Here is a 14,945-nt window from a genome sequence, read left to right on the forward strand (position 1 = left end):
GGAAACAAGATGAAGGGCATTATTTTAGCTGGCGGTTCTGGGACACGGTTGTACCCGCTGACTCAAGTGGTCAGCAAACAACTCATGCCTGTCTACGATAAGCCGATGATCTACTACCCCTTGTCCACTCTGATGTTTGCTGGGATTCGCGAAATCCTCATCATCTCTACACCCGCTCATCTGCCCCTATTTCAGCAACTTTTGCAGGATGGTAGTCAGTGGGGTCTCAAGTTTAGCTATGTTGAGCAGCCAAAACCTGAAGGCATAGCACAGGCATTCATCCTAGGCAAAGATTTTGTTGGTGACGACTCCGTATGCCTAATTTTAGGCGATAACCTTTTCTATGGGCATGGTCTAGTTGAGGTGCTGGCTCGTGCAGTTCAATTGCAGGAGGGCGCACTTATTTTCGGTTATCAAGTCGCTGAACCTCAGTACTATGGAGTAATTTCATTTGATGCAACGGGGCAGGTGATAAGTCTAGAGGAAAAGCCAAGCATTCCTAAATCTAACTATGCTGTGCCTGGTATTTATTTCTATGATTCTCAAGTTTGTGAAATTGCAGCCCAACTCCAACCCTCAGCTCGTAATGAGCTAGAAATTACCGAATTGAGCCAGGTTTATCTGAGTCGCGGGCAACTGAAAGTCGAGATTTTAGGTCGAGGCTATGCCTGGTTGGACACTGGTACTCATGAATCACTTCACCAGGCTGCTAGCTTTATTCAAACCTTGGAACAACGCCAGGGCTTGAAAATAGCTTGTATCGAAGAAATTGCTTACCGCAAAGGATATATTGATGCAGATCAACTCTACCAACTTGCCACACCACTAGCCAAGAGCAGCTATGGGCGTTACCTATTGGACATCATAAGTAGTGATCTTCATACTGTTCAGGTTCAGCAGATGGATTGGGTTGCATCAGCAGGCGTCAAGCAGGAATTGGCAGAAACTGAGAGGGTAGCATCGTGAAGGTTACAAAAACTGCGATTCCTGATATATTGCTGATTGAAGCACGAGTTTTTGAAGATGAACGTGGCTTTTTTTACGAAAGCTACAATGAACGAGTTTTGAGAGAAAAGGCAAATATTGTAGAACACTTCGTGCAAGACAACCATTCTCACTCAACTAAGAATGTACTACGTGGTCTCCACTATCAAATTAAGCAACCTCAAGGCAAATTAGTGAGAGTTGTGGTTGGTGAAGTGTTTGATGTCGCTGTGGACTTAAGGACTAGTTCTCAATACTTCGGTCAATGGATTGGTATTCAAATCAACGCCAAGAACAAGCAGCAGGTTTGGATACCAGCAGGCTTTGCTCATGGTTTCTTAGTACTTTCCGAATATACAGAGGTAATTTATAAAACAACAGAGTATTACGCACCAGAGTATGAACGTACCATCTTGTGGAACGACCCTGATTTAGCGATCGCTTGGCCTGTTGCAGAAGAACCCATTCTCTCCAATAAAGACAGAGCGGGTAAGCGACTGAAAGAGGCAGAGGTGTTTACGTGACCAGAATACTTTTGACAGGTAGCACAGGTCAAGTTGGTTGGGAACTGCAACGCAGTTTGATGACTCTTGGTCAAGTCATTCCTGCGGGACGTGAAGTGTCCACCACAAGCCTACGTATGGATCTGTCTCAGCCTGACACTATTCGTAATGTCATTCGTGAAGTTCAGCCTGACTTAATTATAAATGCAGCTGCATACACTGCTGTGGATAAGGCAGAGTCAGAACCTGAATTAGCAATGGCTGTCAATGGGACTGCACCAGGTGTGATTGCAGAAGAAGCCAAGCTGATTGGTGCAGGAGTCATTCATTACTCAACAGATTATGTGTTTAACGGTAATCAGGCGACGCCGTATACAGAGCAAGATGAGCCTGACCCACAAAATATCTACGGGAAAACAAAATTAGCTGGTGAAAAGGCAATTCAAGCAGTTGGTCTACCTCATTTGATCCTAAGAACAAGTTGGGTTTATGGATTAAGAGGTAAAAACTTTCTGCTGACGATGCTGAAATTGGCGCGGGAGCGTGAAGAGATAAGAGTTGTGGATGACCAAGTGGGATCTCCAACCTGGAGCAGAATGATTGCTGAATCTACAGCACAAATCTTGTCTCAAGGCAAAAAAGATTTGATGATTTTTTTAAGCAGTAACAGTGGGGTATACCATCTAACAGCTACTGGTCAGACGAGTTGGTATGGCTTTGCAAAAGCGATTTTTGAATATGACTCTAAACGCAGTGAATATAAGTTAGAAAAATTGGTAGCAATACCGTCAGAGCAATATCCAACCCCAGCGACAAGACCAGCTTATTCCTCATTAAATACTCAGAAAATCTCTAGTACATTTGGGCTAGTTTTTCCTAGCTGGCAAAGAAATTTAGAGTTGGTGCTTGGTTCCTGACCTTCATCATAAATGTCATGGTAATGAGCGCGACTTCTTGTTATACATGGCTGTCAGATAACTGGCAGGAATTTTATTAAAAATATATTTTAAAGATTAGATGAAGATGTAAAAAAGATACAAATACTTCCTGATACTAATATGGGTGTAAAGAAATAAGAAAAGGATAATAACAGTATTTTCTCTTAGACTTCGGGTATTTTGGCTGCAAACAATCACGTATTATCTAAACTAAATAAATGAAACATACAGGTAAGTAGATGAGCACAAAACAACTGACAATCGAGGCAGGTCGGGCTGAGAAGCAGTATTGGAAAGACTTGTGGACATACCGGGAACTGTTCTACTTTCTTGCATGGCGTGACATTTTAGTGCGCTACAAGCAGACCGCGATCGGACTTGCATGGGCACTGATCCGACCTTTTTTGACAATGATTGTGTTCACAGTCGTATTTAGTACCATAGCTAAGTTGCCGTCTGAAGGTGATGTCCCTTACCCAATTATGGTCTACGCAGCGCAGTTACCTTGGCAGTTTTTTGCCGGCGCTTTGAGTGAGTGTAGCAACAGCTTAATTAATAACGCTAACCTGGTTTCTAAAGTCTACTTTCCTCGGTTGATTGTGCCGACTAGTGCAGTGATTGTTAGCTTTGTAGACTTTATGATTTCTGGGATGATTCTGCTGGCACTGATGGCATGGTACAACTTTGTGCCAGACTGGCGTATTCTCACTCTGCCAATATTTATTTTAATTGCCTTTCTAGCGGCAATTGGAGCAGGGTTGTGGTTGGCAGCGTTAAATGTAGAGTATCGAGATTTTCGCTTCATTGTGCCGTTTATTGTCCAGTTTGGGTTATACATCTCACCCGTGGGGTTTAGCAGCAGCATTGTACCAGAGGAGTGGCGGTTACTCTACTCGATAAACCCAATGGTTGCGGTCATTGATGGCTTCCGTTGGGCAATTTTGAAAGGACAGACAAGTATTTACTTGCCGGGGTTTGCGCTGTCTCTAGGACTGGTTGCTCTAGTGTTTGTGACCGGAATCTGGTATTTCCGCAAGACGGAACGCAAATTCGCTGACATCATTTAGCAAGGAGTGGATGACGTGTCTGATACAGTCATTAAAGTTGAAAATCTCAGTAAAAAGTACCTCCTGAGTCACCAGAAAACAGGGAGCGGTAGCTATAATTCCTTGCGTGACGCCATCGCAGATGGAGCAAAGTCTTTTGGTAAGAAATTATTGAAGCCTTCTGGTAAGAAGACGTTTAACCCAAACCGTGAAGAGTTCTGGGCGTTGAAGGATCTATCGTTTGAGATTAAGCAGGGCGACACGGTTGGTATTATAGGTCGCAACGGTGCAGGAAAATCGACTTTGCTCAAAATATTAAGCCGGATTGTCGAGCCGACCAAGGGAAAGATAACGATTAAGGGACGGATGGCAAGTTTATTGGAAGTTGGTACAGGTTTTCACCCAGAGTTGACGGGTCGAGAGAATGTTTTTCTCAATGGTGCAATTCTAGGCATGAGCAAAGCAGACATTAAAAGAAAGTTTGATGAAATTGTGGCGTTTTCAGAAGTTGAAAAGTTTTTAGATACCCCAGTAAAGCGTTATTCCTCCGGAATGTATGTGCGCCTTGCATTTGCAGTAGCAGCCCATTTAGATCCAGATATCTTAATCGTGGATGAAGTATTAGCAGTAGGAGACGTTCAGTTCCAGAAAAAGTGTTTGGGAAAAATGGAAGATGTCGGCAAACAAGGCAGAACAATATTGTTTGTCAGCCACAACTTGGGAATATTACAGAAACTCTGTAACAGAGGGCTTTTTTTGAAACAAGGCACTGTTTTTGCTGATACTTCGGCATCTGAAGGGGTAAGCATTTATTTAACAACGTTAGAACAATCTGCTTCACAAAACCTGTTGGAGCGAACTGACCGGAGAGGCAAAGGACAAGTGCGACTGACTAAGGTAGAGATTTCCACAGGAGGAGATCATTCATCAACAACTTTAGCAACAGGTCGTCCTGCACGTTTTGTTTTCCATGTTACTAGTATGATACCGGGAATGTCATGTAATTTCACCCTTTACGACCAACATGGTCAAGCTGTTGCAAACTTCAATAGTGCTACGCACAGTGAGGAGGATGTAAATATTCCAGAACTGGGAATGAAGCTGATCTGCGAAATTGGTGAGTTCTTACTTGTTCCTGGTCGCTACCGGATGAATGTTGCAATTACTAGTGATGGAGAGCTACAAGATCATGTAGAAGCAGCCGCTATTTTGGAAGTTGAGCAAGGGCAATTAAGAGGTCGTCCTGTAGATATGGGAAGCGGGTACGGAAGTGTTTGCATACCGCATCGATGGAGTCTCGCTGGGTAAACTCAAAAGAATGATGTTATGTTGACTAATTTAGGCTTTTTATAGTTACTTGAACTAACTATGTAAAGCTTTGTATTAGTATTCAACATTTCTGCTCCTGAATAAACTTAATTAGCATATAAAATCAAACTGTCTCCATGAAGATTCTAATTGATCAAAGTGGCTATCATCTCTCTAATATGGGACATTTAGCCATGCTTCAAGTAGCAGTACAAAGATTGAAAATTTTCTGAACTGACCAAAAGAAGCTTAAAAATTCATATTGTCTTTAACAAGAGTTATCTTCAAAAAAATGCGAGACAGAAAGTATAATTAAATACGGAGAATTTTCATGAAAATAGTTAACTTTTTCTCTAAACATATAAAACTTGGAAATAAAAATATCTTAAGCACAGTTGAAGGGGTTATAAAGAACAATTTAACTTATATAGAAAAGGACGCAATTCTTGACCTTGTTAAAGTTGCTATTAATAATGAAAAAAACCATATAGATGGAATAATGATTGAGACTGGTTGTGCCTTGGGTGGTTCTGCCATAGCTCTTGCAAGTGCAAAAAATAAGGATAGACAGTTTTACATTTATGATGTCTTTGGCATGATTCCTCCTCCTTCAGAAAAGGATGATGAAGATATTCATGAACGCTACAAGGAAATTGCAAGTGGTAATTCTGTAGGACTTGGAAACCAGTTATATTATGGTTATGAAGAAAATCTTTATGACAAAATTGTGCAACAATTTAAAAATTTTGGATTTGAAATAAGTGAGAATAACATACATTTTGTTAAAGGACTTTATGAAGATACTCTAACAATTAACTCTCCTGTTGCTTTAGCTCATATTGATTGTGATTGGTTTGATTCTGTCTGGGTTTGTTTAGAAAGAATTGAACCATACTTAGTAAATGGTGGAACTATAGTTATTGATGACTACCAGCACTGGTCTGGTTGTAGAAAAGCAGTTGATGAGTATTTCCATAAGAAAAAGGATAACTATCAGTTTATCCAAAAGAGCCGATTACATATCATAAAAAGATAGTAACGTTGTTGTTCATAAGTAGTAAATCATGAAAATTTGCTTGTTTGACCCTGGTCTTGAAAACAATAATGGTACTCCTAGTGCCAATTTAGGGGATTTGATTATTCAAGAAGCTGTTGATCGGGAAATAAATAGCTTGTTTGGAAATTGCGAAATCATACGTATTGCTACACATACTTACCCAACACAGGAACACATTAATCTTGCCCGTAAATGCTCTTTCATATTAGTTGGAGGCACTAATCTCTTACATTGGCGAATGAAAGAGCAGAGGCAGTGGATGATATTATTGAAGCAAAAAATGCAAATAAGAAGAGCTGTTTTATTGGGTGTTGGCTGGAGAAGCTATGAACAGACACCAGATTTTTATACTAGCCTTTCTTTGAAAACTGTGCTATCAAACAGGCTGTTTCACTCAGTTAGGGATAACTATACCAAGATGCAACTCCAGACCATAGGCATTAAAAATGTGATTAATACAGGATGTCCAACCATGTGGCCAATTAGGCATATTGAATCTAAGGAAATTCCGCAGGAGAAATCTGAAAATGCACTGGTGATGCTTACTGATTACTCAAAAGAACCAGATTTGGACAGAAAATTGCTTGAATTAGCATTATCGAAATACAAAAAAGTTTTTATATGGTCACAAGGTAGAGGTGATATGCAATATGTTTGTGATTTGCTTTCTGTTACTGATTTCCCAACTATTGTGTTAGGCAAGAGTGCTATAAATCAAATTTCTAGCCTCATTTCCGATACTAGGTTTCCTGTGTTAGTTCTAGAACACTCAATACAAGCTTTTGAAAATCTTCTTAATTCCCAAATTCAATTCGATTACATTGGTACAAGACTACATGGTGGAATCAAATGCCTTCTTTCAAAAAGAAGGTCACTCATTATAGCAATAGATAACAGAGCTAAAGAAATAGCCAAGGAAACTGGACTTCCAACAGTGAGTCGAGCAGATTTTGACTATATGAGTAAATGGATTGATGAACCTCATAACACAAATATTCAAATAGACATTGATGCTATCAATGCTTGGAAGTCTCAATTCAAACAGTTTATAAGTAAAGTAGCCTGAGAAAAGCGGTTACGTTAATCAAGCTGGCAAGCTGGTACAAGGAATTGCTCGCGATGTTCGTATAGCATCTATGCCGCACAGTTACCGCATCAAAAAAGAATATTATTCTGTAAGTTACATAAGAGTCCAGCAGGAACGTCGATGAAAATGTTCTATCTATGAAAAAGATTGCTTTTATTTCTACTAATGAAGGGACACCTTGGTGCGGTAGCGAGGAACTATGGTCACAAACTGCTATCAGAATGGCTGAACAAGGCTTTACTGTTGGCGTAAACATTAAAGGTTGGAAGCCAGAACCAAAAAAGATTCAGGAACTTGAGCGGTCAAATTGTTGTGTTGTCCGCAGATGGTATCGCAGTAATTTTATTCAAAAGTTAGCTTTTAAAATTTTTAAACAAGAATTATTCTTTAATTGGTTAAATAAATTTGAGCCTGATTTAGTCGTGATTTCTCAAGGATGTAATTATGAAGATCAAGGTTGGATGGAGGCATGCTTGAGAAGAAATATTCCCTATGTTGTTATTATTCACGCTGCAGGGGAAAATTTCTGGCCATCTGATGAGTTAGCTGCAAAAACAGCGAAGGTTTACCAAAGTGCTGAAAAATGTTTTTTTGTATCTCAAGGAAATGTGGAACTAACAGTAAAGCAGTTGGCATCAGAACTTGTTAATGCCAAGGTTGTCAGAAATCCATATAAAGTATCTTATGACGTAGCTCCATCATGGCCTAAAGATAATGATGTGCTGAAGTTAGCGTGTGTAGCTCGCTTGGATCTATATTGTAAAGGGCAAGACATACTATTCGAGGTACTCCGTTCTCAAAAGTGGAAAAACAGACCGATTGAGGTCACCCTGTTTGGGGATGGTGAGCAGCGAAACTCCTTGAGACGCTTAAAAGATTTATGGAGCTTGAATAACGTAAAATTCGGTGGTTATGTAAATAATGTTGAAGCTATTTGGGCTGACCATCATGCTCTAGTTTTGCCTTCTAGGATTGAAGGCTTGCCTTTGGCAATTGTAGAAGCAATGCTGTGTGGTCGATTTTGCATTGTGACTGATGTCGCGGGAAACACAGAATTAGTTGAGGATAACATCAACGGTTTTGTAGCAATCGCTCCTAAAGCTGAGTGTCTGGATGAGGCAATGGAAAGAGCTTGGCAAAGAAGAGAATCATGGCGTGAAATTGCTAAAGAGGCATATGTGAGCGTGCGAAAAGTAATTCCCCGCGATCCCATAGATGAATTTGTGAGCGAGATAAAACTATTAGTGGAATGATTCTTTCAAGAGATTCTAATTAAGAAGCCTAAGAATTCTAAAAGGGCTGAAAGAGTGCGATATCAGATAATTTTTATAGGAGGATTATGAGGAGTGTAATGATGAAAATTCATAGTATATGCTTAGTCAAGAATGAATCTGATATTATCACTCAGACTTTAAAGTCTGCTGCAAGTTGGTCGGATTTCATTTATGTTTATGACAACGGCAGCACTGATGGAACCTGGGAAAAGGTTATAAACCTAGCTAAAGACTATGAACAAATAATTCCCTATAAGCAGGATAGCCAGCCTTTCGCAGATAGTCTTCGTAGTGAACCTTTTAACCATTATCGAGCCAACAGTTCTGAAGGAGATTGGTGGTGTAAGTTAGACGCTGATGAAATATATATTGACGCTCCACGAGTATTTCTATCCAAGATACCAAGGAAATATGAACTTGTTTGGGCAGCTAGTTTTGAATATTATTTTACAGATAAAGATTTCTATCTCTATAATCAGAATCCATCCTTATATGCAGATGATGTACCAGTAGAAGAGAAATGCCGCTATTACATCAATAACTGGTCAGAACCTCGCTTTTTTAGATATAAAAAAAGTTTAGTGTGGGAAAAAAGCTTAGTAAAAAGTGAAGCGCCAATGCCATCTGGACTCGGTGCTTCTTATATAAAAAGGATAAGGCTTAAACATTTTCAGTATCGTTCACCGCAACAAATACAGAAAAGACTAGACACCCGAATGGAGGCGATGCAAAATGGAGTTTTTCTGCATGAAAAGCGAAGAGATTGGAAGCTAAAAATAGATTTAGATAATAGTCATGCTGGTGATGAAAATAATTTTGAGTACGATAAAAATTATATTCCGCAATCATGGAAAGAAAGAGTCGTCGAAGCATCTAAATTCTTGTATGATGCACATGATGGAAAATATGTCATAAATGAAGAGGCAATACCAAAAATTCCTACTAGTCCATCAATTCTGTCTAAATTAATTAATCTAATATTAAGAATACCAAATAAAGTCAAAAGCTTTCTACGTCAATCTTCAACAGTTTAAGTTCAGCTTATGCCTCACGCTGAACTGTATTAATCAAATATTGGGTGTAACGGCATAAGCTGAAGTCCAAATTTTTAGATGCTATGAAATCAAAAATTTTCCAAAAAATAGAATATCCTCAAATTACTCCTATCCCTGAAGGAGTTCACAGGCCGTTCTGGTCAGTAATGATTCCTACTTACAACTGTGCAAATTACCTTGTCCAAACTCTTGAAAGCGTTTTGGCTCAAGACCCTGGGTCTGAACATATGCAAATTGAGGTTGTCGATGATTGCTCAACTAAAGATGACTCAGAAGCAGTAGTCAGAGAAATAGGGAAAGGTCGAGTGTCTTTCTATCGTCAACCTCAAAATGTAGGTGCAATTCGTAACTTCAACACCTGTATTCAGCGTAGCGTAGGACAATTTGTCCACATTCTTCACGGTGATGATTTTGTTGCACCTGATTTTTATTCATCATATGCAGAACTTTTGCAATCACATCCAGACGCTACCTTAATAATTAGCCCTTCAATTTCCGTTGATGAAAATAATCAGCACATCCATGTTGCATCTCCACTCGCAAATATAGATGGAATCATAACAGAATTTGCAGAAATTCAAGCTCTTAGAAATGAGATTCATACACCTACTGCGGTTGTACCTCGCAAGGTATATGAGCATAGCGGTGGTTATTATCTGCCACTTAGCCATACTGCTGATTGGGAAATGTTCTTTAGAGCCGGTCTTCATGGCAAGGCAGTTACTTTAGATAAGCAGGTTGCTTACTATCGTATTCATTCAGGAAGTGATACAAGTCGTTTAGCACTTACAGGTAAAAATATTTGGGAAGCCAAATATACAGTTGATATGTGTATGCAGCAATTACCTGAGAAAGTTCGCCGAGAAATTGATAATAACAGATATTCCTACATTGCAGGTTTAGCTCATTACTTTTACTCAGAGTTAGCTAATAAAGAAATGTGGAAAAGTAGCCTAATTCATGCAGGTTGGCACTTAAAACTATCTCCTAGTAAACCGACTCTTAAAGTTTATTTAACTGCTTTAGCTAGGTATGTGTTGTACGGAGTTTTAAAGTTTGATATGCAATTACTCAAACAAAAAAAAGATATGTCTAGTGCTAGCTAGATGAACTTAAATATAGTAACTATCTCTGAAATATGAAAATAGCTATTGTTAGCAAGTCTGATAGAATTGCGGGTGGGGCAAGTAGAGTTGCCGAGGAACTCGCTAACTGGTTAAGTGATGCAGGGTATTCAACTGATCATTTTGTAGCTTTGAACTACAAAGAGCCTCTTTCTTTCCAACGCAATCTCTATGGAGAAGGTCGTAGAAAAAGGATCTGTGAAAAGATTCATGAAAAGACCAATGAGTACGGTTTCAGTGAACTGTTGCCTGTTGAATACTGGTTGAATCTAAGTAGAGTTCTCGATAAGTATGATATTGTCCATTTTCATGATCTATATACTGCCATATCTCCGGTCACTTTAGCTCTAACTTCTCGACGCAAACCAACTTTTTTCACGGTACATGACTGTTCTGCATTTACTGGTGGCTGTCTGTACCCAATGGATTGTGAGAAGTTTACTAGCCATTGTCATAAATGTCCCCAATTACCTCCGGGTAAAAAGAAAGCTCACATACCTGATCACACAAGAGAAGTTCAAGCAATCAAACGATGGGTTGCTGGGCAATTCAATGTTCGCTACATATTTCCGAGTCAATGGATGGCTCAACAGGCTCAACAGGCTCTCAAGTTTAAAATTCCACCTATAGTCATTCCGAATGGTCTTGATTTGAAAGCTTTTCCGTTAAAGAAAAAGCTAGATGTAAAAATTAGTTTAGGTATCCCAGAAAACCGTAAAGTAGTTGTTATTTCAGCACATTGGCTCAATGATATTCGTAAGGGCGTGCAGTATGCAATTACAGCCCTTCAAAGTGTGCGCGATTTGTCCCCATTCGTTCTAGCTGTGGGACATTGCAACGATGAATTGAAGCAGGCATTGGAGGGACTTGAGTTTAGAGAGATGGGTTATATTTCAGACCCTAACTTCTTAGCTCAAGTCTACTCCGCAGCAGATGTAATGCTCTTCTGTACCCTTGCCGATAATCTGCCACTTACTGTTATGGAAGCAATGGCTGCATCTACTCCAGTCATTGGTTTTTCCACAGGGGGTGTTCCAGAGATGATACAGACGGGACGTAATGGCATCCTTGTTGACCCTACTAACCAGCAGGCACTAAATCAAGCCCTGCGCCAAGCATTATTATCCACCGATTTGGAATCAATGGGTCAGCAGGCAAGAAGGGATATTGAAAAGAACTTTTCAAGAGATGCATTCATTGAGAAGCATCTGCAACTCTATCAGAATTTTGAGCATTTATTGTCGAAAATATCCACACCGTCTGTTGTACAGCCTGAACCTGTAATAAACAGATAAGTCAAGCATTACGTTACAGAAAACACATTTGAGGAATGATATGGTTTTTGCTCCAACTCTAACACTTTCAACCACTACCTCAATTAGCTCTGAGAATAACCGTCTTTGCCTGATTTCTGGCTCAGCCAATGTCCCGCTATCTCAGGAAGTTGCTCAGTATCTTGGTATGGAGTTGACTCCTACAGTCCGTAAGCGGTTTGCCGATGGAGAGATTTATGTTCAAATTCTGGAATCAATTCGAGGTTGCGACGTTTATCTGATTCAACCCACATGTTGTCCAGTCAACGATCACCTCATGGAATTGATGATCATGATTGATGCCTGTCGTCGCGCCTCGGCGAGGCAAATCACAGCAGTGTTGCCCTACTCTGGCTATGCCAGAGCAGATCGTAAGACAGCAGGACGGGAATCGATTACGGCTAAACTAGTGGCAAACGTCATTACCAAAGCAGGTGCTGATCGCGTTCTGGCAATGGATTTGCACTCAGATCAAGTTCAAGGCTTCTTCGACGTTCCACTAGATCATGTCTATGGCTCCCCTATCCTGCTAAATTATCTGCAAAGCAAGCAACTTTCTGATATCGTTGTTGTTTCCCCTGATGTTGGCGGAGTAGCGCGAGCACGAGCATTCGCCAAGAAACTCAACGATGCACCGCTTGCCATTGTCGATAAGCGTCGTCAGGCACACAATGTTGCTGAAGTCATGAATCTCATCGGTGACGTGCAAGGTAAAACGGCTGTTCTTGTGGACGACATGATAGACACCGCAGGCACTATCACCGAAGCAGCAAAACTGCTTCGCAACGAAGATGCACGCCAAGTTTATGCTTGTGCAACCCATGCAGTCTTTTCACCACCTGCGATTGAACGTCTGTCAAGCGGTTACTTTGAAGAAGTCATCGTTACAAATACCATTCCCATTGTGGATCAGAAGCGCTTTCCACAATTGACAGTATTATCTGTCGCTAATCTCATTGGTGAGACAATCTTCCGCATTCATAAAGATAGTTCTCTTAGCAGTATGTTTCACAGCTAAATTAAAATTTTTCATACATACACTCATGTTCCCTGACTAAAACATCAATCAACAAATAAGTCAAGTCTTGCACTTTTCGTTGAATTTTATAACAACATTGGTGAAACTCTGATGAAAAAGATAGTTTACTCATTTGACGTGTTTGATACATCCCTAGTTCGGACTTGGGTGAGACCAACCCACCTCTTCTGGGAAGTAGGCTATCAACTACAAAAAGAAAATATCATTCAAGTTTCACCTGAATATTGGAGTCAAATAAGAATAGAGGCTGAAAGAAAAGCAAGAGAGATTGGAACGACATATGAAGTCACACTAGAAGAAATATATGAACAACTTGCTTTTGCCTTAAACTTGTCAACTTATGAAGTTGAAAAAGCAAAACAGAAGGAAATAGAAATTGAGCTATTGAGTTTACGTCCAGTACCAGCAACCCAAAAGAAAATTCAATCACTCCATCAAGAAGAAAAACCAATAATCTACATTTCAGATATGTATCTATCTGAAGAGGTGATACGGAATTTCTTGAAAGAAAATAAAGTCTGGATACCAGGTAGTACTTTGTACGTTTCCTCAGAGACAAGGATTAATAAAGCATCTGGTAAGCTATTTCAACACTATTTGGCACAAGAATCTCTCAAACCATCACAGTTATGTCATGTTGGAGATAACCTGCACGCAGATGTCAAAGTTCCGAAAAAACTAGGTATTCCATTTGAATATTTTACTCAAGCTCACCTCAATAGATACGAAGAACAACTAGCCGACACTACAGAGCTTCCCTTAAAGTTTAGATCCCTATTGGCTGGGGCTAGTAGACTAACACGTATGCACTCTGAGGAAACAAATCCTGATAAACAAGTTATTTGGAATACAACAGCAAGTGCGATCGCTCCTATTTTATTTGGTTTTGTCTACTGGTGCTTAGTAGAAGCCCAAAGAAGAGGGATTCAAAGACTATACTTTGTTGCTAGAGATGGCCAGATTCTGCAAAAAATTGCTCAAGTGATCTGCAAAAATTGGGGATTCAAAATAGACTGCCGCTACTTATACGGTTCTCGCCAAGCTTGGCATTTACCTGCTCTCCAAGAGCTTGGCAAAGTTGAGCTTGACTGGCTTTTGTTGGGTACTAGTGCTAAGGATATCACTCAGTTTTTATCAATTCGTTCCATTTGTGACCGAGTTAACATCTCACCAGAGCAAATTCAAGATATCCTAAGTCGCTACGGTTTCCCACCAGCAAAATGGGATAGTAATCTTCAGCAACACGAACGTGATTTACTCACGCAGGTGTTCACTGAGAAAGAAGTTACTGAACTTATTATCTCAACTGCTGCCACATACCGTGAGAAGGCAATCGGCTACTTTCGTCAGGAAGGGATAGGCGATGGAGTTCCCTTTGGTTTTGTGGATGTCGGCTGGAGTGGACGCATACAACGCTCTTTTAGTAAATTGTTGAGCATTGCTGGTCTGTATCCAGAATCTGGCGTGTGTGGTTTTTACTTTGCCTTTCATAGCCGGGTCAAATCATTTCAAAATGATCGTTTACTGGCTTATTTCCATGATGTATACGGTCCGATTGATCGCTATCCTCTCTGTAAGTACAGATGCCTATACGAACTTTTTACCGCAGCAGATCATGGTAGCACTATGAACTATGAGCGATGCGGTGAGCAGTATATTCCTGTACTTCGTTCCCCAAAAAACGAAGAAGCAATTAATTGGGGGATATATGCTTTGCAAGGTGCTGCTGTTGAATTTGCAGAGCAAATGACAAGCAACTTAAGCGAGAAAGAATGTACAACTGATCTTTTCCTAAAGGCATCTGAAATGTTGGCAAAGGAATTTGTCCTTAATCCTTCCCGTCAGGAAGCAGAGACCTTTGGTTCCTTTTTGATATCTGGAGATCAAACTGAAAATGACTTCTATGAATTAGCACCCATTTACAATTTAGCTGACTGGTGGAGACTACTGTTTTATCGTAGGCATCAACACATAGATGTCTGGTTTACAGCTTCAATTGCCAGAAGTAACGCCATTTTGAGAAAGCTCCTTGGACCAAAGACATTCACCATGATTCGCAAGATAAGGAAGAAGTTAGGCAAGTTAAAGCTTTCTATTTTACCAAAACAAGTGAGTCAACTTACGTAACCTGGGCTTGGACTATCGTCTTCATCTTGGACAAATAAGAATTGTTTTCCACCAATGATGTTGAAAATAATTGTTTCCAGGCAGGATTTA

Annotated in this window: 13 protein-coding genes; all 13 read left to right on the forward strand. The window is 40.0% G+C overall.

Annotated features, from left to right (window positions below; translation table 11 throughout):
- The first annotated feature begins 9 nt into the window (after nt 1-9).
- Nucleotides 10-966 carry a glucose-1-phosphate thymidylyltransferase RfbA gene (gene rfbA, locus MAS10914_RS30380; protein WP_017317153.1) on the forward strand — a complete coding sequence of 319 codons (957 nt, stop codon included), beginning with the start codon at nt 10-12 and terminating at the stop codon, nt 964-966.
- Nucleotides 963-1,508: a dTDP-4-dehydrorhamnose 3,5-epimerase gene (rfbC, locus tag MAS10914_RS0117015; protein WP_017317154.1), complete on the forward strand. Its 546-nt coding sequence runs from the start codon at nt 963-965 to the stop codon at nt 1,506-1,508. Before rfbA ends, rfbC begins: the two co-directional genes overlap by 4 nt.
- Complete coding sequence (gene rfbD, locus MAS10914_RS0117020; RefSeq protein ID WP_017317155.1) at nt 1,505-2,404, forward strand: dTDP-4-dehydrorhamnose reductase; 900 nt, start codon at nt 1,505-1,507, stop codon at nt 2,402-2,404. The genes rfbC and rfbD overlap by 4 nt, the downstream gene beginning before the upstream one ends.
- Before the next feature lie 260 nt (nt 2,405-2,664).
- Nucleotides 2,665-3,492: an ABC transporter permease gene (locus MAS10914_RS0117025; RefSeq protein WP_017317156.1), complete on the forward strand. Its 828-nt coding sequence runs from the start codon at nt 2,665-2,667 to the stop codon at nt 3,490-3,492.
- A 15-nt stretch (nt 3,493-3,507) separates the two neighbouring features.
- On the forward strand, nt 3,508-4,779 hold the full coding sequence (locus tag MAS10914_RS0117030; RefSeq protein WP_017317157.1) for an ABC transporter ATP-binding protein: 1,272 nt from the start codon (nt 3,508-3,510) through the stop codon (nt 4,777-4,779).
- 331 nt (nt 4,780-5,110) lie between these two features.
- Nucleotides 5,111-5,815, forward strand: a complete 705-nt coding sequence (locus MAS10914_RS30385) for a TylF/MycF/NovP-related O-methyltransferase (RefSeq protein WP_017317158.1) — start codon at nt 5,111-5,113, stop codon at nt 5,813-5,815.
- A gap of 28 nt (nt 5,816-5,843) precedes the next feature.
- Nucleotides 5,844-6,902 (forward strand): polysaccharide pyruvyl transferase family protein, encoded by a 1,059-nt coding sequence (locus tag MAS10914_RS0117040; protein WP_017317159.1) that lies wholly within the window; start codon nt 5,844-5,846, stop codon nt 6,900-6,902.
- A gap of 158 nt (nt 6,903-7,060) precedes the next feature.
- Entirely contained in the window at nt 7,061-8,176 is a 1,116-nt protein-coding gene (locus tag MAS10914_RS0117045; protein ID WP_017317160.1) for a glycosyltransferase family 4 protein, read from the forward strand.
- Between the two features lie 98 nt (nt 8,177-8,274).
- Nucleotides 8,275-9,231: a glycosyltransferase family 2 protein gene (locus tag MAS10914_RS30390; RefSeq protein ID WP_232224176.1), complete on the forward strand. Its 957-nt coding sequence runs from the start codon at nt 8,275-8,277 to the stop codon at nt 9,229-9,231.
- Nucleotides 9,232-9,314: 83 nt separating this feature from the next.
- A complete protein-coding gene (locus MAS10914_RS30395; RefSeq protein ID WP_051151126.1) occupies nt 9,315-10,358 on the forward strand; it encodes a glycosyltransferase family 2 protein in 1,044 nt (347 codons plus the stop codon).
- 32 nt (nt 10,359-10,390) lie between these two features.
- The gene (locus MAS10914_RS0117060) at nt 10,391-11,671 is read left to right on the forward strand and encodes a glycosyltransferase (protein ID WP_017317163.1); all 1,281 of its coding nucleotides are present in this window, start codon (nt 10,391-10,393) and stop codon (nt 11,669-11,671) included.
- A gap of 40 nt (nt 11,672-11,711) precedes the next feature.
- Nucleotides 11,712-12,707: a ribose-phosphate pyrophosphokinase gene (locus MAS10914_RS0117065; protein ID WP_017317164.1), complete on the forward strand. Its 996-nt coding sequence runs from the start codon at nt 11,712-11,714 to the stop codon at nt 12,705-12,707.
- A gap of 111 nt (nt 12,708-12,818) precedes the next feature.
- The gene (locus MAS10914_RS0117070) at nt 12,819-14,855 is read left to right on the forward strand and encodes an HAD family hydrolase (protein ID WP_017317165.1); all 2,037 of its coding nucleotides are present in this window, start codon (nt 12,819-12,821) and stop codon (nt 14,853-14,855) included.
- The last annotated feature ends 90 nt before the right edge of the window (nt 14,856-14,945 follow it).

Origin of the sequence: Mastigocladopsis repens PCC 10914 (genome assembly GCF_000315565.1) — a bacterium.
In the GTDB taxonomy this organism is placed as follows: Bacteria; Cyanobacteriota; Cyanobacteriia; order Cyanobacteriales; family Nostocaceae; genus Mastigocladopsis; species Mastigocladopsis repens.